This window comes from Agromyces flavus, from assembly GCF_900104685.1.
Taxonomy (GTDB): Bacteria; Actinomycetota; Actinomycetes; order Actinomycetales; family Microbacteriaceae; genus Agromyces; species Agromyces flavus.
In genome coordinates this window covers 1432959-1450928 of sequence record NZ_LT629755.1, presented here as the reverse complement: position 1 = coordinate 1450928, position 17970 = coordinate 1432959, and the positions used below count along the sequence as shown (strand labels likewise).

At 71.9% G+C, this 17970-nt stretch carries 23 protein-coding genes; 10 read left to right on the top strand and 13 right to left on the bottom strand.

What is annotated here, in order from left to right; genetic code table 11:
• Window positions 1–14 precede the first annotated feature (14 nt).
• Both BLT99_RS06870 and BLT99_RS06860 read left to right on the top strand, forming a co-directional pair.
• The gene (locus BLT99_RS06870; RefSeq protein ID WP_092670423.1) at window positions 15–806 is read left to right on the top strand and encodes a glycosyltransferase family 2 protein; all 792 of its coding nucleotides are present in this window, start codon (window positions 15–17) and stop codon (window positions 804–806) included.
• Between the two features lie 550 nt (window positions 807–1356).
• Window positions 1357–2274, top strand: a complete 918-nt coding sequence (locus tag BLT99_RS06860; protein ID WP_092670421.1) for an aggregation-promoting factor C-terminal-like domain-containing protein — start codon at window positions 1357–1359, stop codon at window positions 2272–2274.
• A gap of 24 nt (window positions 2275–2298) precedes the next feature.
• On the opposite strand, the gene BLT99_RS06855 is transcribed toward BLT99_RS06860, so the two are convergent.
• Window positions 2299–2820 carry a MarR family winged helix-turn-helix transcriptional regulator gene (locus BLT99_RS06855; RefSeq protein ID WP_092670419.1) on the bottom strand — a complete coding sequence of 174 codons (522 nt, stop codon included), beginning with the start codon at window positions 2818–2820 and terminating at the stop codon, window positions 2299–2301.
• Between the two features lie 40 nt (window positions 2821–2860).
• Here BLT99_RS06855 and BLT99_RS06850 point away from each other — a divergent pair, with 40 nt between their 5' ends.
• Genes BLT99_RS06850 through BLT99_RS06840 form a run of 3 tightly spaced genes read left to right on the top strand, consistent with a single transcriptional unit; the run spans window position 2861 to window position 6188 of the window.
• Window positions 2861–3868 (top strand): DMT family transporter, encoded by a 1008-nt coding sequence (locus BLT99_RS06850; RefSeq protein ID WP_092670417.1) that lies wholly within the window; start codon window positions 2861–2863, stop codon window positions 3866–3868.
• Window positions 3828–5072, top strand: coding sequence for an AI-2E family transporter (locus tag BLT99_RS06845; protein ID WP_092670415.1), 1245 nt, complete (start codon window positions 3828–3830; stop codon window positions 5070–5072). The genes BLT99_RS06850 and BLT99_RS06845 overlap by 41 nt, the downstream gene beginning before the upstream one ends.
• Window positions 5073–5123: 51 nt before the next feature.
• Window positions 5124–6188, top strand: a complete 1065-nt coding sequence (locus BLT99_RS06840; RefSeq protein WP_092670413.1) for a YihY/virulence factor BrkB family protein — start codon at window positions 5124–5126, stop codon at window positions 6186–6188.
• A gap of 30 nt (window positions 6189–6218) precedes the next feature.
• Here BLT99_RS06840 and BLT99_RS06835 read toward each other — a convergent pair whose 3' ends face one another.
• On the bottom strand, window positions 6219–6413 hold the full coding sequence (locus BLT99_RS06835; protein WP_092670411.1) for a hypothetical protein: 195 nt from the start codon (window positions 6411–6413) through the stop codon (window positions 6219–6221).
• Window positions 6414–6623: 210 nt separating this feature from the next.
• On the opposite strand from BLT99_RS06835, the gene BLT99_RS06830 reads away from it, so the two are divergent.
• Both BLT99_RS06830 and ligD read left to right on the top strand, forming a co-directional pair.
• Entirely contained in the window at window positions 6624–6902 is a 279-nt protein-coding gene (locus tag BLT99_RS06830; RefSeq protein ID WP_092670409.1) for a DUF2277 domain-containing protein, read from the top strand.
• A 36-nt stretch (window positions 6903–6938) separates the two neighbouring features.
• Window positions 6939–7967: a non-homologous end-joining DNA ligase gene (ligD, locus tag BLT99_RS06825; RefSeq protein ID WP_092670407.1), complete on the top strand. Its 1029-nt coding sequence runs from the start codon at window positions 6939–6941 to the stop codon at window positions 7965–7967.
• Window positions 7968–7973: 6 nt separating this feature from the next.
• On the opposite strand, the gene BLT99_RS06820 is transcribed toward ligD, so the two are convergent.
• On the bottom strand, window positions 7974–8615 hold the full coding sequence (locus BLT99_RS06820; protein ID WP_371874272.1) for a GTP pyrophosphokinase: 642 nt from the start codon (window positions 8613–8615) through the stop codon (window positions 7974–7976).
• A gap of 184 nt (window positions 8616–8799) precedes the next feature.
• On the bottom strand, window positions 8800–9210 hold the full coding sequence (locus BLT99_RS06815; RefSeq protein ID WP_092670405.1) for a YchJ family protein: 411 nt from the start codon (window positions 9208–9210) through the stop codon (window positions 8800–8802).
• 174 nt (window positions 9211–9384) lie between these two features.
• Here BLT99_RS06815 and BLT99_RS06810 point away from each other — a divergent pair, with 174 nt between their 5' ends.
• Complete coding sequence (locus BLT99_RS06810; RefSeq protein ID WP_092670403.1) at window positions 9385–10218, top strand: aggregation-promoting factor C-terminal-like domain-containing protein; 834 nt, start codon at window positions 9385–9387, stop codon at window positions 10216–10218.
• Between the two features lie 16 nt (window positions 10219–10234).
• Here BLT99_RS06810 and BLT99_RS06805 read toward each other — a convergent pair whose 3' ends face one another.
• From BLT99_RS06805 to idi, 9 genes are read right to left on the bottom strand one after another with little or no spacing between them, the layout of a single operon-like run.
• Entirely contained in the window at window positions 10235–10528 is a 294-nt protein-coding gene (locus tag BLT99_RS06805) for a GNAT family N-acetyltransferase (RefSeq protein ID WP_092670401.1), read from the bottom strand.
• A gap of 23 nt (window positions 10529–10551) precedes the next feature.
• Window positions 10552–10923, bottom strand: a complete 372-nt coding sequence (locus BLT99_RS06800) for an RNA-binding S4 domain-containing protein (protein ID WP_092670399.1) — start codon at window positions 10921–10923, stop codon at window positions 10552–10554.
• Window positions 10924–10954: 31 nt separating this feature from the next.
• On the bottom strand, window positions 10955–11860 hold the full coding sequence (locus tag BLT99_RS06795; protein ID WP_092670397.1) for a prenyltransferase: 906 nt from the start codon (window positions 11858–11860) through the stop codon (window positions 10955–10957).
• On the bottom strand, window positions 11857–12204 hold the full coding sequence (locus BLT99_RS06790; RefSeq protein WP_092670395.1) for a lycopene cyclase domain-containing protein: 348 nt from the start codon (window positions 12202–12204) through the stop codon (window positions 11857–11859). The genes BLT99_RS06795 and BLT99_RS06790 overlap by 4 nt, the downstream gene beginning before the upstream one ends.
• Window positions 12201–12587, bottom strand: a complete 387-nt coding sequence (locus tag BLT99_RS06785) for a lycopene cyclase domain-containing protein (protein WP_092670393.1) — start codon at window positions 12585–12587, stop codon at window positions 12201–12203. The genes BLT99_RS06790 and BLT99_RS06785 overlap by 4 nt, the downstream gene beginning before the upstream one ends.
• Entirely contained in the window at window positions 12584–14209 is a 1626-nt protein-coding gene (gene crtI / locus BLT99_RS06780; protein WP_092670391.1) for a phytoene desaturase family protein, read from the bottom strand. Before crtI ends, BLT99_RS06785 begins: the two co-directional genes overlap by 4 nt.
• Window positions 14206–15102, bottom strand: a complete 897-nt coding sequence (locus tag BLT99_RS06775) for a phytoene/squalene synthase family protein (protein ID WP_092670389.1) — start codon at window positions 15100–15102, stop codon at window positions 14206–14208. Before BLT99_RS06775 ends, crtI begins: the two co-directional genes overlap by 4 nt.
• Window positions 15099–16145 (bottom strand): polyprenyl synthetase family protein, encoded by a 1047-nt coding sequence (locus BLT99_RS06770; protein WP_092670387.1) that lies wholly within the window; start codon window positions 16143–16145, stop codon window positions 15099–15101. The genes BLT99_RS06775 and BLT99_RS06770 overlap by 4 nt, the downstream gene beginning before the upstream one ends.
• Window positions 16138–16680, bottom strand: a complete 543-nt coding sequence (gene idi, locus BLT99_RS06765; protein ID WP_092670385.1) for an isopentenyl-diphosphate Delta-isomerase — start codon at window positions 16678–16680, stop codon at window positions 16138–16140. Before idi ends, BLT99_RS06770 begins: the two co-directional genes overlap by 8 nt.
• Window positions 16681–16857: 177 nt before the next feature.
• Between idi and BLT99_RS06760 the strand changes: the two genes are divergently transcribed.
• On the top strand, window positions 16858–17325 hold the full coding sequence (locus BLT99_RS06760; protein ID WP_092670383.1) for an NUDIX domain-containing protein: 468 nt from the start codon (window positions 16858–16860) through the stop codon (window positions 17323–17325).
• A gap of 9 nt (window positions 17326–17334) precedes the next feature.
• The gene (locus BLT99_RS06755; protein ID WP_092670381.1) at window positions 17335–17955 is read left to right on the top strand and encodes a CDP-alcohol phosphatidyltransferase family protein; all 621 of its coding nucleotides are present in this window, start codon (window positions 17335–17337) and stop codon (window positions 17953–17955) included.
• Window positions 17956–17970: the final 15 nt, after the last annotated feature.

The window sequence follows — 17970 nt, the reverse complement described above, 5'->3', positions numbered from 1 at the left end:
GGCACGATGGGCGCATGGACCCGGCGCCGACCATCTCGGTCGTGATCCCCGTGAAGGACGACGCGGTGCTGCTCCGGCGCTGCCTGGCCGCGCTCGCCGACCAGCGCGATCGGCCCGACGAGGTCCTCGTGGTCGACAACGGGTCGACGGATGGCTCCGCCGACGTCGCACACGACGCGGGCGCCCGTGTCGTGGCCGAGCTCCGGCCCGGCATCCCGGCCGCGTCGGCACGAGGCTACGACGAGGCGATCGGCGAGGTGATCGCCCGACTGGACGCCGATTGCGTCCCTCCGCCAGACTGGATCGAGCGCATTCGCGACGCCTTCGCACGCGATGCCGCACTCGACGCGATCACCGGTCCGGCGCGTTTCATCGACGGACCGCGCGCGCTGCGCTCCGTGCTGTCCGCGCTGTACCTCGGCAGCTATGTCGCGACGGTCGCCCCGGCACTCGGCCACGTGCCGCTGTTCGGCTCCAACCTCGCGCTCCGCCGCGACGCCTGGCGGGCCGTGCGCGACGAGGTCCATCGCCACGATCAACTCATGCATGACGACATGGACCTCTCGGTCCACCTCGGCCCATGCCGTCGCTTCCGGTACGACCTCGGCCTCCGGATGGGGATCTCGATGCGGGCCCTCACCGGCGGCGGAGCGTTGCGAGTACGTCGCGGCGTGCACTCGGTCGTGTCCCACTGGCCGGAGGAGTTCCCGGTCCGGCGCTGGCGCAGGCGCGCGGCATGGATGGCGACCCAGACGTCCGGGCCGCGTGACGCCCGGGATCGGCTGCGCCGAGGTCATCCCGCGTGAGCGCGGCGACGTACGATTGGAGTACGTCGGCCGGGGCGCTCTGGAGGGAGCAGCACTGGCCGCGTGGCATCCGATTCTCGCCGCCGACGAGCCCGAACCGGGCCGGTGGCGGCTCGTCGACTCGATCGGGCGCGAGTACGGCCGGGTGACGATCGTCCGCGTCGATGGCGAGGTCCGGTATCGCGCGGAATTCGAGGGCGTCCTGCTCGGCTGGGGGACCACGTTGCGGGGCGCATGCGAGCGCGTTCACCGTGCGTTCGTGCGGTCCCACGGGCCGGGGGACTGGCAGGGATATCCCGATTTCTCACACGCCCGGAAGTGACCGTGCTCGGGCTTCCCCGAGGGCCTCACACCTCCTCGGGACGTGAGGAAACGTCGACCATTTGGATGACTTTCACAGGAAAAGGGCACGACTCGTGGAGGAAAGGTCTGCAGACTGGCGACTTCGCCCCGGCGACCCCCCAACTGCACCGCGGCGACCCCCACCTGCACCGAGACGAGAGAACGCTCGGCCGCACTGACAGCACGTGCGGACCGGCCCACGAGATCTATGCGCAACCTGAAGAGTTCCCCCAGCACCACCACGCCCACCCGCCCCCTCGACGCGAATCGCGACCGAGTGCGCCGCGTCCGCCGGAACCGCAAGTCGATGGTGATCGGCGCCAGTGCGGTCGTCGCGGTCGGCGCCGTCGTCGGCTCCGGCTTCGCGGTCCAGTCGGCCGTCGCCGACCAGAATCTCCGCGTCGCCCAGACCGCAGCGCTCGTCGAGGCCCAGGATCGCGGCATCGACCAGCTCGACGCGCAGGGCGGCCTGCTCGAGGCGCACGCCGTCAAGCAGGCCGAGGACACGCTCGCCGTCGCGACCGACACCATCGCCGCGGCGAAGGGCAAGGCGGATGCCGCCGACCTCGCGTCGACGGTCGCGAGCCTCGAGGACTACTCCTACCTCGCTCCCGAGCGCGTCTTCGAGCTCGCGGACGCGGCCGCCTCGAACGTCGACGCCGTGAAGGCCGATATCGCGGAGTTCGACAAGAAGGCCGCCGAGAAGGCCGCCGCCGCGAAGGCCGCTGCCGCGAAGGCCGCCGCCGAGAAGGCCGCCGCCGAGGCCGCCGCGCAGGAGTCGGAGTCCTCCTCGCCGTCGTACCCGAGCGGTCCGGCCAACCCGAGCGGCGCCCAGGCGATCGCCCGTGACCTCATGTCGTCGATGTACGGCTGGGGTTCCGACCAGTTCGGCTGCCTCGTCTCGCTCTGGGACCGTGAGTCGGGCTGGAACGTCTACGCCCAGAACCCGTCCAGCGGTGCGTACGGCATCCCGCAGGCCCTGCCCGGCGACAAGATGGCCACGGCCGGCGCCGACTGGGCCACCAACGCCGCCACCCAGATCAAGTGGGGCCTCGGCTACATCGCGGGCCGCTACGGAACGCCGTGCGGTGCCTGGTCGCACTCGGAGTCGGTCGGCTGGTACTGATCCGGTCCTGCACCGAACCATCCCTCACCCGGTGGCGGGCGCCTCGAAGGCGGCCAGCCACCGGGTGAGTGCGTTCTCGAGCGCGCGACGGTCGCGATCGTCGATCGCGCCGAGCAGCCGGTGCTCGTTCGCGATGTGCGCCGTCATCACCTCGTCGATGAGTCGGCGTCCCTCCGGGGTGAGCGCGATCACCCGCCCACGCCCGTCGGTGTCGCTCGCCCGGCGCGTGACCAGTCCGCGCTGCTCGAGCCGATCGATCCGCTTCGTCATCGCGCCGCTCGTGACCATCGTCGAGGCGGCCAGGTCGCCCGGCGTCCGTTCGTAGGGAGCACCCGCGCGCCGGAGCGTGGCGAGCACGTCGAACTCGCCCTCGGCGAGCCCGAAACGTCCGTACACCGCCACGAGCTCCTCGGTGAGCGCGTTCGCGAGCCGGTGCAGGCGGCCGATCACGCCCTGCGGTGACACGTCGAGGTCGGGCCGCTCGCGTCGCCATTCGGACATGATGCGGGCCACATGGTCGGCAGGCTGCGTCGGGTCGTGCGTCATGTGGTGGATTCTATCTTCCATGGAAGGTATAGTGTCTTCCATGGAAACTACTTGGCGCTGGGTGCTGCTGACCGCGATCGCGCCGATCGCATGGGGCAGCACGTACTACGTGTCGCGCGAGTTCCTGCCGGCCGACGCACCGCTGTGGGGCGCCGTGCTGTGTGCGCTGCCCGCGGCACTCCTGTTGCCCGTCGTGCGCCCGATCCGGCCGCGCGGGGCCTGGTGGTGGCGTGCCTCGATCCTCGGGGCGCTCAACGTCGGCGTCTTCTTCGCGCTCGTCTACCTCGTCGCGCAGCTGCTCCCCACCAGCGTGGCGTCGACCGTCATGGCGACCTCGCCGGTCGCCATGATGCTCCTCGCCCGACTGCTCGCCGGCGAGCGGCTCCGTGCGATACCGATGATCGGCGCGGCGATCGGCCTCGCCGGCGTCGTGCTGCTGCTCGCGGGCGACGCGGGTGCCGTCGATCCACTCGGCGTCGTGGCATCCGTCATCGCGATGCTGCTCTCATCGCTCGGCTACGTGCTCGCCAAGCGGTGGAGGGACGGCACCGACGTGCTCGCGGTGACGTGGTGGCAACTGCTCGCCGGCGGCGCGATGCTCGTGCCCGCCGCGCTCCTCGTCGAGGGCGCGCCGCGCGCGCTGGACGGGGCGGGCGTCGCCGCGTTCGCCTACGTGAGCATCGTCGCGACCGCGATCGCCTTCGTGGCGTGGTTCGGCGGCCTCGCGCACCTCCCTGCGGGCACCGTGGGGCTCATCGGCCTGCTCAATCCGGTCACCGGCGTGCTCCTCGGCGTGCTGCTGGCCGGCGAGGTGCTGGGGGGATGGCAGGTGGCGGGGCTCGCCCTCGTGCTGGCCGGCATCCTGCTGGGCCAGGTCCGGCTCGTCCCGACGCGAGTACGACGCGCGGCGACGGGGACCGAAGTCCCGAACACGCCTCGCGCGCGGATGCTAACGTCCGCGGCAGGAGCCGCCGCCGCTGCTCCACGGCCCGACGATCGGGGGACGCATGGTCCGACGCTGGTGGCACCGCGAGAAGTCCACGCCTGAGCCGACCCCGGCTGCGCTGACCGGGTCCGAAAGTGCGATCGAGACCTCGACCGGGTGGGCACTGCCGCGGGCGACGGTGATCCTGCTGGGACTCGCCGCATTCGTGATCGTCACGTTCGGCATCGGGGCGATGCGGGGGGTCGTCGGCCCCGTGTTCTTCGCGCTCGTGCTCACCATCTGCGTGCATCCGGCCCGTCGATGGATGGAGGGCCGCGGCGTGCCGCGCGGGCTCGCGACCGTCATCGCGATCCTCGCCGTGTTCGGGCTGCTCGCCGGATTCTTCGCCGCGCTCCTGTTCGCGCTCGCGCAGTTCACCGCTCTGCTGCCGCAGTTCGCCCCGCAGATCCAGGACGCCGTGGCGCAGTTCGGAGCGTTCCTGAGCTCGATCGGCTTCGGGCCCGACCAGATCAACACGATCATCGACGGATTCGAACCTTCGCGCGCCGCCGACCTCATCACCGCCGTGCTCGGCGGCATCTCCGGGATCGTGTTCGGACTCGTGATCCTGCTCACGCTGCTCATCCTCATGGCGCTCGACGCCACCTTCGTCCCCGCGATCCTCCGCCAGATGCAGATCCGGCGTCCGACGCTCGTGGTCGCCCTCGCCTCGTTCGGCAGCAGCGTCCGCCGCTACATGGTCATGACCACGCTGCTCGGTGTCGCCCAAGGCGTGCTGAACTGGCTCGCGCTCCTGGTGCTCCAGGTCCCCGGCGCCGCGCTGTGGGGCCTGCTGTCCTTCATCTGCAGCTTCATCCCGAACATCGGCTACTTCATCGCGATCATTCCGCCGCTCGTGTTCGGCTACCTCGTCGGCGGAATCCCGACCGTCATCGCCGTCATCGTCATCTACGGCATCGTCAACGCGGTCGTGCAGTCCATCGTCCAGCCGAGGGTCATCGGCAATGCCGTCCAGCTGAGCCAGAGCATCACGTTCGTCTCAGTGCTGTTCTGGGCGGCCGTCCTGGGCGCGGTGGGCGCCATCCTCGCGGTGCCGCTGACCCTCCTGGGGCGCACGATCCTGGTCGACGCGGATCCCAGGATGTCGTGGTGGCGGCCGGTCACGGGCGACGTCGGCGAGGCGAAGCTCCTCGCCGCCGAGCTCGTCGCCGAGAACCGGGCGCAATCGAAGGCGCAGCGCGCGGAGAACCGGGCACAGTCGAAGGCGCAGCGCGCCGAGAAGGCGTCGCGCAGGCAGGGCGGCTGACGGCCGTGTCAAGGCGATGTCCGACGCGGCATCCATCGCTACCCTGACGGCATGGACGAGCAGACCCGAGGCCCGGCGCCGCGCGGCGGCGAATTCCGGGCACGGGTGACGCGCCTCGTGGAGTGGGTCCTCAGCACCAAGCCGGCCCGGGCGTTCCTCCTCTACCAGGAGCAGCACGGCGCGATGCTCGCCGACAGCGTGACCTATCGCACGCTCTTCTCCGTGTTCGCAGGCACGTTCCTCGGCTTCGCCATCGCCGGCATCTGGCTCTCGGGCAATCCCGACGCGATCGACGCGATCGTGGCCACCGTGAGCGACCTCATCCCCGGTCTCGTCGGCGAAGGCGCGGTGATCGACCCGGCCGACCTCATCCAGCCCATCACGCTCAGCATCGCGGGCGCGATCGCGCTCGTCGGCACGGTCGGCGCCGCGATCGGCGCGATCGGGTCGCTGCGGGTCGCGTTGCGCACGCTCGCCGGAATCCCCGACGACACGACGTTCTTCGTGTGGCAACTGTTGCGCGACCTCGTGATCGCCGTCGCGTTCGGGCTGCTCCTCGTGGCCGGCGCTGCCATCACCGTCATCGGCACCGGGGCGATCGGGACCGCGCTGGCGTGGCTCGGCCTGTCGTCGGCCGCATGGCTCGCCGAGGGGGGCTCGCAGGCGGTCTCGATCCTCGTCGCGTTCGTCATCGACACCGTCGTCATCGCGGGGCTCTTCCGGCTGCTCTCAGGACTGCGGCCGAGCGCCCGGGCGCTCTGGTCGGGCGCGATGCTCGGCGGGCTGGGCCTGACCGTGCTGCAGGTGCTGTCCGGCCTCTTCGTCGGCGGCGCCCGGAACAACCCGCTGCTCGCCTCGTTCGGATCGCTCATCGCCCTGCTGATCTGGCTCAACCTCTCGAGCCAGGTGGTCCTGATCGCGAGCGCCTACGTGATCACCGGCGTCGACGAGGAACGCGATCGGGTCGCCGCACGCTACGGCGCCACGTCGATGGCGCTGCGTCGCCTCAAGCGTGCCGAGCGCAGGGCCGCGGATGCCGCTGCGGAGGTCGCCGCGGCACGGGACGCGCTGCCCGGCGTCGACGATCCCGTCGCGAGCCGACGCGACACGTCGTAGGCGTGCGTCGCCGGCTCGCGACGGGCTGGGTCAGCGCAGGGGGCGGTCGTCGCCGTCGTCGGTGAACTCGATCACCTCGACCTCTTCGACGACCACGTCGTCATCGCTCCAGTCGCCGTCGTCGACGGCATCGGCCGCGACGGTGTCGTCCTTCGGCACCTCGGCGTCCAGCGGCAGTTCGGAGTCGGTGTACTCGCCCTCGATCGGGTCGTGCGGCTGCATCATGCTCACTCTCCGTTCGTCGGACCGTGATCCGCGCGGTGCGGCGGCCGCTGCCCACGGTAGGCGCGGTCCTGTCGGCACGGCAGGGGATTGACGGACCATCCGGCGCTCGGTACCCCCGCCGTCACCCCGTCGCCCCGTCGGTGCGGCGGAGACGCGTTCGACATCCCGCCCGCCCTCGACGGCGTCGGCGCTCGGGGTTAGGCTCCCCGCATGTGCAGGAACATCCACACCCTCCACAATTTCGAGCCCGCCGCGACGAGCGACGAGGTGCGCGCCGCCGCCCTGCAGTACGTGCGCAAGGTCAGCGGGTCGACGCATCCGTCCAAGGCGAACCAGGCGGCGTTCGACCACGCCGTCGAGGAGATCGCGCACGCGACGCAGCACCTGCTCGACCACCTCACCACGTCGGCGCCCCCGAAGGATCGCGAGGTCGAGGCCGCCAAGGCACGCGCCCGGGCCGCACAGCGCTACGCCACGATGAGCGCCTGACGCCCGGCGTCGGCGGCGAGCGGTAGCGTCGTGCCCATGGCCGGCGACGCGGAGACCCTGCACATCCCCGGACCCGACGGCGAGCGCGCCGTTCGGATCTCGAGCCCGACGCGCGTGCTCTGGCCCGAGGTGGGCATCACCAAGCTCGAGCTGGCCGAGTACCTCGTCGCGGTCGGGCCCGCCTTCGTCGAGGCCAACGGCGGTCGTCCGGTGTCCCTCGAGCGCTTCCCCGAGGGCGTCGACGGCGAGCGGTTCTTCTCGAAGAACCCGCCGCGCGGCGCCCCCGAGTGGATGCGCGACGTCACGGTCGCCTACCCGAGCGGCCGGCGCCATCCGCAACTGGTCGTCGACGAGCCGGCCGGCGCGGTGTGGGCCGCACAGATGAACACCGTCGTGTTCCATCCGTGGGCCTCGCGGGCCGACGCGACCGACCTGCCCGACCAGCTCCGGGTCGACCTCGACCCGCAGCCCGGCACGGGCTTCGCCGAGGCGGTCCCGGCCGCACTCGCGCTGCGCGAGCTGATGGCCGAGGTCGGGCTCACGGGGTTCGTGAAGACCTCGGGCAACCGAGGCCTCCACGTCTTCGCGCCGATCGAGCCCGAGCACGAGTTCCTCGACGTCCGGCACGCCGTCATCGCCCTCGCACGCGAGCTCGAGCGTCGCATGCCCGACCAGGTGACGACCGCCTGGTGGAAGGAGGAGCGCGGGGAGCGCATCTTCCTCGACTTCAACCAGGCCAATCGCGATCGCACCATGGCGGGTGCGTACAGCCCTCGCGCGCTGCCCAACGCGGCCGTCTCGTGCCCGCTCGAGTGGAGCGAGCTCGAGCACGCCGACCCGGCCGACCACACGGTCCGGAGCGTGCCCGCCCGACTCGCCGAGCGCGGCGACCCGTGGCGCGGCATGCACGACGCACCCGGCCGGATCGACACGCTCCTGCAGTGGTGGCAGCGCGACCTCGACGACGGGCTGACCGAGCTGCCGTTCCCGCCCGACTTCCCCAAGATGCCCGGCGAACCCACGCGCGTGCAGCCGAGCCGGGCGAAGAAGCCCGAGGCCGACTAGCGCCGATCAGGCGAGCGTCGGCCCCGTGCGGGCGTGCGGCGGCGGGCCGTGCACGGTGCGGTGCAGCCGCTCCATCCGGGCGTCGAGCTCGGCCGCGGTCCGGGCGGCGTCGGTGAGCTGGTCGAGGAGGTCGCCGGGTACGACCCGGTCGTACTTGTAGTAGATCTTGTGCTCGAGGCTCGCCCAGAAGTCCATCGCGATCGTGCGGATCTGGACCTCGACGCGCACCGGATGGGCCCCGGTCGAGAGGAAGACGGGCACCTCGACGATCAGGTGCAGGCTCTGGTACCCATTCGCCTTCGGCTCGGCGATGTAGTCCTTGACCCGGATGACGCGCACGTCCTCCTGCGCGGTGAGCAGCTCCGCGATGCGGTACGCGTCCGACACGAAGCTGCAGGTGACCCGCACGCCCGCGATGTCGGTCACCGTCTCGCGGATCGCCTCGAACGACGGCTCGACGCCCTTGCGGCGCATCTTGTCGACCACGCTGTCGAGGCTCTTGAGCCGACTCGAGATGTGCTCGATCGGGTTGTAGGCGTGCGCCTGGCTGAACTCCTCGCGCAGGATGGAGAGCTTGGTGATCACCTCGTCCATGCCGAACTTGTATCGCAGCATGAAGCGCTCGGTCTCGTCGCGGAGCGCTCGCATCTCGTCGAGCGTGCTGCCGTCGATGCGGTCGAGCGTGCGCTGTGCTCGGGCCGTCAGCATCGAGGGCGACGGGTGTCGGGCGGGCGGGGTTCCGTCGAGCGGCGTCACGGCGTCCACGGTACGCGGCGAACCTCGGGGTTGCCTCTGCGCCGCCGATGCATCCGCTACGACCGGCGGCGCCGGATCACGCGATGCCGTCGACGTACTGCCAGCGATCCCCGCGCACGAACCGGCTGGTCTCGTGGAGCACACCGCGCTCGCCGTCGGCGGCGTACCGTGCCGCGAACTCGACGAGGCCCTCGCGATCCAGCGGCCCGCCGAGTTCCGTCCGCACGATCTCGAGCGAACGCCAGGCGAGGTGCGGGTCGAGCTCGAGCGACGCGGGCCGGGTCGATGGATGCCACGACGCGAGCAGGTACGCCGTGTCGCCGGTCACGTAGGCCGTGTACCTGGAACGCATGAGCTGCACCGCGGTCGGGGCCGGAGCACCCGCGTGGAAGGGCCCGCAGCACTCCGCGTAGAGCTGCCCCGAGCGACAGGGACAGCGTTCGTCGGGCTGGGGGATCGGGAAGCCGGAGCGATCGTGGACGGCCATGGATCCAGTGTCGCGCACGGGACGGCGGTCACCGTCTGCCCAGCCGAAGCCGAGGATTCATTCAGAATCATGCGGCAGGGTAGTGGGCTTGTGTGCCCGGCCGCCCCGCCCGGGCCTCGTCCATGCCCCTGCTCGGAGGGCCCCCCGACCCCCGGATCCGAGCCCTCGAACGCTATGCAGATCGACGCTCACACCACCCCCATCGCCCGCCCCCGAACCTCCGACCCCACCCCCGCCGCCTCACGCAGGACGCTCCGCCGCCGTCGCAACGGCCGCCGTCGCCTCGCGATCGGCGCCGTCCTCGCCACCGGGCTCGTCGCAGGAACCGGCCTGACGGTGCAGTCCGCTCTCGCCGGCCAGCGCGTCGCCGAGACCACCGCGATGACCGAGGCGACCGGCCTCGCCGCCGACCAGCTCGGCGCCTACGCGGGCATCGCGGCCGCGAAGACCCACGCCGAAGCCGAGGACACCCTCGCGCTCGCGGAGGACACGCTCGTCGCGGTCGAGGGCAAGGTCGACTCCGGCGCACTCGCCTCGTCCGTCGCCTCGCTCGGCGACTACGAGACGTTGCCGCTCGACGATGTCCGCGCGCTGACCGCCGAGACCGAGGTCGAGATCCAGCACGCGAAGGATGCGGCCGCGGCCCATGACCGCGCGGTCGCCGCGCGCGCCGCCGCCGACGCGCTCGCGCGCGCGAACACGCCGGAGGGCGCGAAGCAGACCGCCCGTCAGATGGCCGCCGCCCAGTACGGCTGGGGCGCCGACCAGTTCCAGTGCCTCGAGCAGCTGTGGACCAAGGAGTCCGGCTGGAACTACCAGGCCACCAATGCGTCAAGCGGGGCGTTCGGCATCGTGCAGGCGCTGCCCGCCGAGAAGCTCGCCACCGCGGGCGCCGACTGGCGCACCAACGCCTCCACCCAGATCAAGTGGGGGCTCGACTACATCGCCCGCGGCTACGGTTCGCCGTGCGCCGCGTGGGGTCACTCGCAGTCGATGAACTGGTACTGATCGCTCCCGCCCGCGCTCACGCCGTGCGCGGGTCGAGCAGGTGGCGACGATCGGGATGCCGGTCGAACCACTGGTCCACGTACCAGCAGCTCGGCACGATGCGAAGCTGCGTGCGTCGCTCGACATCGTCGACCGCGAATCGCACGAGCTCGGCCGCCAGCCCGCTGCCTCGGTAGGGCGGGTTGGTGAAGGTGCGGACGAAGGCGACGGTGTCACCCAACTCGCGGTAGTCGATGACGCACGCGATCTTCCCGTCGAGTCGGAGGACATAGCGGCGGAGTTCGGGTTCGTGCGCGAGGTCCTTGGTCACGCTCTCAGGCTAACCCGGCGTCGTCACCGTCCGCGCAGGCGATCCAGGTCGCGACGCTCGCGCTTGGTGGGGCGCCCGGCACCACGGTCGCGCACCGCGACGGTCGGCACCGCTTCGCGCAACGGGGGAGGCGGGGTCCGGTCCTCCGCCGCGGTCGACGCCAGCTCGGCTGACACGCGCTTCACGATCGGGCGTCGGACGATCAGGATCCGATCGAACCCGTGCAGGCGCACGCGGACCTCGTCGCCGGGCCGCACCGGCTGGGCGGCCTTGGCACGCTCGCCGTTCACGCGCACGTGGCCTGCGCGGCATGCCGAGGTCGCGGCCGAACGCGTCTTGCAGACGCGAACGGCCCAGAGCCACGCGTCCACGCGTGCCGACTCGAGCTCCGCCATCCCACCAGCCTAGGCCGGTCCGACCGGCCGCTCAGCGGATCATCGCCCACCAGATCATGAGCATCGTCACCGCGAAGCCGACCAGGTAGTTGATCAGGATGAAGTGCCGCCATCCGCGATTGGACTCGCCCGACGCGGCATCCGTCACGGAGCGGTACGGCCAGGCCGCCCAGAGGTACGGCAGCACGAGCAGCGCCGCGAGCGGGCCCGGCCATTGCGTCACGAGCATGAGCACCCCGGCCGCCGCCCACAGCCCGAGCGCGAGCCGGACGGTCGCGGCCGCGCCGAACGCGGTGGCTACCGACGCGATGCCCGCCTCGCGATCCGGCACGACGTCCTGCACCGCGCCGAACGCGTGGCTGGCCATGCCCCAGAAGAAGAAGGCCGCGAGCAGCGCCACGAGCGGCCAGGTCGGTTCGGCGCCTGCGACCACGAGTCCGTAGACGGCCGGACTCACGAAATGCGTGCTCGACGTGATCGAGTCCAGCAGCGGGCGCTCCTTGAACCGGAGTCCGGGCACCGAGTACGCGAACACGGCGAACAGGCTGACCGCCAGCACGAGCCACGACCACGGCTCGCCCGCGCCCGCGAGCCACAGCATCGTCACCAGGAGCGGCGCGGCCGTCAGCACGCCGGTCCACACGACGGCGCGATGCAGGCTCGGATCCAGGAGCGCGCCTTCGGCGCCGCCCTTGCGCGGATTGCGCAGGTCGGACTCGTAGTCGAAGACGTCGTTGATCCCGTACATCAGGAGGTTGTAGGGGATGAGGAAGAACAGCGTGCCCACGATCAGGAGCGCGTCGACCTCGCCCGTGGTCAGCACGTACGCGGCCGCGAACGGGAACGCCGTGTTGATCCAGCTGACGGGACGCGACGACAGGAGCACCTGTCCGGCGCGGTGGCGGAGGCCATCGCCATGCGTCGACGCCGCGCTCACCGGTCGGCCCCGGTCCGCTCGGCGACCGAGCGACGCGAGGTCCGACGCCGCGCAACGCGATCGAACAGCGCCGGCAGGAGGAGCACGCCGGCGATGGGGTACAGGAAGTCCTCGATCGGCGCGAGGCCGATCGCGAGACCGATCCGGTGCGCGTCGTCGTACGCGACGATGCCGGTGGCGACGATCAGGGAGTCGAACACCGCGGTCAGCACGACCAGGATCAACGCGGCGATCAGGGTCGCGACCAGCCGACGACGTCGTGCGGAACGTTCGCGGGGGCGCCACGCCCACGCGGCGGCGACGGCGATGGCGAGGAACGGCAGGCTCATGAGCACGTACGTCATGGGCGGCGCTGCTCCTCGTCGCGGGTGATGGCCGTGGTCGCGACGGATGCCGCGTCGGTGCGGGCTTCGCGGGCGCGCGCCATCCGCTCGACCCCCAGCACGAGCACCAGCGTCAGGTAGCACAGGAACGCGAGGAACACCGGTTCCTCGAGCGGCAGCTCGGGTGCGAGCTCGATCCCGGTCACGATCGCGGAGCTGCCCCGGAAGAACACGCCCAGCAGGATGCCCGCCGCGTCCCACGCCAGGAAGAACGCCACGCCGACCGCGACCGTGACGGCGGCCGCGACCGGCGCCCGCCAGAACGCCAGCCGCCAGCGCGCGTCGACGAGCGCCATGCACGCGATCGCGACCAGCAGGCCCGCGAGGTAGGCGAAGCCCGTCATGCGCGAGCCGGGCCCGGGGTCGCGCTCGGCGCCGCGGCCTCGAGGTGCGCGTCGGAAGGCGGCTCGGCCACCGGGCCGGCGGAGTGGTCGCCGCGGACGCGCTTCAGCACGTTCTCGGCACTGATCAGGCACATGGGCAGGCCGATCCCCGGCACCGACGAGCCGCCCGCGTAGTACAGGCCGTGGACGCGCCGCGAGCGGTTCGTCCCGCGCAGGAACGCGCTCTGCCGCAGGGTGTGCGCGGGGCCGAGCGCGCCGCCCTGCCACGAGTTGAGGTCCTCGGCGAAGTCGGCCGGGCCGACGGTGCGGCGGACCACGATCCGGTCGGCGAGCCCGTCGATTCCGGCCGCTTCGGCGATCCTCGCGATCGCGCGATCCGCGGTCTGCTCCACGAGGCGGTCGCCTGCGCCGTCGATGCCGCCCCGCCCGATCGCCGGGTCGGCCGGGACCGGGATCAGGACGAAGAGGTTCGTATCGCCTTCGGGGGCGACGGTCGGATCGGTCGCGCTGGGCATGCACACGTAGAACGAGGCCGGGTCGGGGATGTGCGGATCGGCGCCGAAGATCGCACCGAAGTTGCGCGTCCAGTCCTCGGTGAAGAACAGCGTGTGGTGCGCCAGCCCCGGCACGCTGCCCCGGACGCCGAGCATGGCCAGCACCGCTCCCGGGCCGGAGGTGCGGCGGCTCCACCACCGCTCGGGGTACGTCTGGGCGGTGCGGGGGAGCAGTTCGGTCTCGGTGTGGTGGAGGTCGGCCGCCGAGATCACGCGATGCGCCGGTGCGACGACGCTGCGGCCGGCCGCGTCGCGGAAGCGTGCGCCGGCCACGGCGGGCCGCACGTCGCCGGACAGCTCGATCGCCTCGACGCGAGCGCCCGTGACGATCTCGACGCCGGCGGCCACCGCGATCGCCGTGATGCGCTCGATGAGCCCCGAGAAACCGCCCTGCGGGTAGAACACGCCCTGCTCGAGGTCCATGTGGCTCATGAGGTGGTACATCGCCGGCGTCGCATCGGGCGACGAGCCGAGGAACACGGCCGGGTAACCGAGCACCTGGCGGAGCCGTCGATCGTGCACGGCGTGGGCGGCGAACCGGTCGAGCGGCGTCGCGAGCAGTCGGGCCAGCCGACCGGATCGGCGCAGCACCTCGCCGGTCAGCAGCTCGCGCAGGTCGTCGAAGTTCGTGTACAGGAACCGGCGGCGCGCGATGTCGTAGGCGGATGCCGCGGAGTCGAGGTAGCGCTCGAGCGCCGCACCCGCACCCGGCTCGATGGACTCGAACAGCGCCACGTTCTCGGCGCGCGTGGGTCGGAGGTCGAGCGGGCCGTCATACCCCTCGGCGTACACCCGGTAGCCCGGGTCGAGCCGGACCAGGTCGAGCTGCTCCTCGGCGCTCGTGCCGAACAGTCGGAAGAAGTGGTCGAAGACCTCGGGCATGAGGTACCACGACGGGCCGGTGTCGAAGCGGAACCCGTGGCGCTGCCAGCTGCCCGCCCGACCGCCGAGGTCGTCACGCGCCTCGAGGAGGGTCACGCGGTGCCCGTCGCGCGCGAGCAGCGCGGCCGACGCGAGGCCGGCGATGCCCCCGCCGATCACGACGATGCGCTCGGATGCGCCGATCATCGCCTGCCTCCTCCGGTGCCGAGCGCGGAGCGCACGGCGATGGCGAGCTTCTCGCCGTCGGGCACGCGGATGCGCGTCGCGATGATCTCGGACGCAGGCGTCGCACGGCACCGTGCCGTGAGGCTCGCGAAGAGGCCGTGGGCCGCCGACACCGCCGCCCGCGCGCGACGCGGCAGGTCGGGGAGGCTGCGACGCGCGATCTCGAGATCGCGTTCGATGTCGTCGAGGATCGCGGCCTTGTCGGCCTCGGTGAACGCGTCGGGGTCGACGGCGGGGAAGTAGTTGCGCCCGAGCGTGCGCCAGTCGACCGCGAGGTCGCGCAGGAAGTTGATCTTCTGGAACGCGGCGCCGAGGTGGATGGCGCCGCGCTCGAGACGCGCGCGCCGGGTGTCGTCGTCGGGACGAGCGGGCTCGCCCACGAGGAACACCGCAAGGCACATGAGGCCGACGACCTCCGCGGACCCGTGGATGTACGGTCCGATCTCGGAGGCGGCGAACGGCGCCGGATCGAGGTCGCGCCGCATCGACGCGAAGAACGGCCGCGTGAGCTCGGTGCCGAATCCGGCCTCGCGGGCCACCTCGGCGAAGGCGTGCACGACGAGGTTGGCGGAGTATCCCGTCGCCATCGCCCGCTCGACCTCGGTCTCGAGCCCGTCGAGCACCTGCTGCTGCTGCTCGGGCGAGAGCCCCGCCTCGGCTGCCGCACCGTCGACGATCTCGTCGGCGACGCGCACGAGGGCGTAGACGGAACGGACTCGGCGGCGCGCGTCGGGATCGAGCAGTCGCGCCGCGGCGCCGAACGAGGTGGAGTAGTGGGCGATCACGTTGGCCGAGCTCGCCGTCGCGGCATCCGAGTACCGCGCCAGCATCGACGCGCCCTCCCGCCCCCTCATCGCACCCGCTCCACCGCACGCTGGGCGAAGTCGCCGAGCTCTGCGCGCAGCCCGCCCGGCAGGTCAGCGGCGTCGAGCTCGTGCCGCGCCAGCGTCACGTGCTCGTCGGCGAGCGCGACGGCTGCATCGAGTGCGCCGCACCGGACGAGCTCCTCGCGGATCGCCTCGGCCTCGGCCTCGTCGAGCGCGGGATCACCGAGACGGTCGGAGATCAGCGCCCACGACGGCGTGGTCGCGGCATGTGCGATGAGGGCAGTGCGCTTGCCCTCGCGCAGGTCGGCCGACGAGGACTTGCCCGTGACCACCGGATCGCCGAAGACGCCCAGCACGTCGTCGGTGATCTGGAAGGCCACCCCCACCAGGCGGCCGAACCGGCACAGCGCCGCGACGGATTCCTCCCCGGCGCCGGCGAGCACCGCACCGGCGGCGAGCGGCGCCTCGAAGGAGTACACCGCGGTCTTCTGCTCGAGCGTCGCGAGGACCGACTCGATGGCGGGCGTCGTGCCCCGCAGCGAGGACACCACATCGGAGAGCTCGCCGGCCGCCGAGATGAACACGGCGCGGTCGAGGATGTCGAGCAGCGCTTCGCGGCACGCGCGCTCGACCGGCAGCATCGCCAGCTCGCGATGCGCACGGCTCAGCGCGAGGTCGCCCGCGAGGACGGCCGCGGTCTCGCCCCAGACGGCACTCGCTCGCTCGTCGGCGCCGTGCTCGAGCGCGCGTGCGGCGAAGCGCCCGGCCACGTTCGGGGCGCCGCGGCGGACCAGGTCGCGGTCGATGAGGTCGTCGTGGATGAGGAACGCGGTGTGCAGGAGCTCGAACGCGAGCGCCACGCGAGTGGCGAGGCCGCGGTCATCGCCGCCGAAGCCACGGTACGCCGACCAGACGAGCCGTGGCCGGACCCGCTTGCCGCCCGAGCTCTGCTGCTCGATCGACTCCCACAGGGCGGCGTAGTGGCCGCCGTAGGGCCCTGCGCGCACGTGGGCCTCGGCGAAGAAGGCCCGAAGCTCGTCGTCGATCGCCGAATCCAGGAGCTCAGGCACGGAAGAGCTCCAGCTCTCGGGCCTGGAGGACCAGCCACGGGCTGAACGCCCAGGGCGTCGCCTCGACCGCGGTCGCGAGGGCGCGCGGCTCGACCCAGCGGTACTCGACGACCTCGCGCGGGTTGGGATCGGGCTGCCCCGAGGCCACCGCGACGTACACGGGACACACCTCGTTCTCGACGACGCCGTTGGCGTCGGTCGCGCGGTACCGGAAGAGCGGCAACGCCAGCTCGACGCTCTCGAGGTCGAGGCCGAGCTCGTGGTCGGCGCGACGGTGCACGGCGTGCAGCAGGGGTTCGGCGGGCTTGGGATGACCGCAGAACGAGTTCGTCCAGACGCCGGGCCACGTCTGCTTCGTCGTGGCGCGTCGGGTGACGAGGACTTCGCCGATGGGATTGACGACGTGGCACGAGAACGCGAGGTGGAGGGCGGTGTCGGGTCCGTGCGCGGCGCTCTTGGGGGCCCGGCCGATCGGGGCGCCCGACTCGTCGAGGAGCACGACTTCGTCTTCGACGGTCTCGGTGGTCTGTTGCATGGTGGCCCCCTCGTCGCTGCCTGCCGGTACCGGACGCGTGGTCCGTTCCATGAAGCTAGCAGCGAGGGTGGGCACCGGGAACAACCGAAAGTTGGACCGCTCGGGCGGTCGAGGGCACGGCGGTGCGACGGCCCTCGGAAGGGCGATCCCGGCGCCGTCGTGCGGCATGCTGGAACGATGACGGGCGAGAGCGGCGACGGGTGGGTCCACGGTCCGGATGGAGCCCGCTACTGGGGTCGGTACGGTGCCGCCGGCCTCCTGGTCGTGGAGCCGGGCGGCGCAGTTCTGCTGCAGCACCGTGCGGCGTGGAGTCACTTCGGCGGCACCTGGGGCATCCCCGGCGGCGCGCGTCACCGAGGCGAGACCGCGTTCGAGGCGGCGCTGCGCGAGGCGACCGAGGAGGCCGGGCTGCCCCAGGGGCTCGTCGTCGCTCGCTTCGAGAGCGTGCTCGACCTCGGGTACTGGTCGTACACGACGGTCGTCGCGGACTCCGCCCGACGGTTCGAACCGCGACTCGCCGATCCCGAGAGCATCGCCCTGCGATGGACGGCCGCCGACGACGTGGACGCCCTGCCGCTGCATCCCCGCTTCGCCGAGGCCTGGCCCGCGTTGCGCGCCCGGCTCGAGGGTGGGTCCGCTCGATAGGATCGAGCCGTGGGTGGGCAGAACACGGGGGTGTCGACGCGGATCTGGACGGTGCCGAACGTCCTCAGCATGCTCCGCCTGCTCCTCGTCCCCGTCTTCCTCGTCCTCGTCGTGGCCGGCGAGTACGTCCCGGCGCTGATCGTGCTCGTGACGGCGAGCCTGACCGACCTGCTCGACGGCTACCTCGCGCGGCGATTCGACCAGGTCACGCGGCTCGGCCAGCTGCTCGATCCGGCCGCCGACCGGCTGTACATCTTCGCCGCGCTCATCGGGCTCGCCGCGAACGAGCTCGTGCCCTGGTGGATCGTCATCGTGATCGTCGCGCGCGACGCGCTGATCGTGGTGCTGGGCGTCGTGCTGGCCAACCACGGCTACGGTCCGCTTCCCGTGCACCAGCTCGGCAAGGCCGCGACTTTCGCACTCTTCACCGGACTTCCGGTGATCATGCTCGGGCTGGCGTTCCCGGCGGTGCAGCCGGTGAGCGAGCCCTTCGGATGGGCGGTCACGATCTGGGGCGCATTCCTCTACTGGTGGGCGGGCGTCATCTACGCCATCGAGACCGCCCGCGTCGTGCGTGTTGCTCGGGTGTCGGGCCCACCCGCATCCGATACGCTTGAGCAGGGAGGTTAGCGGTGGCGGATTCCG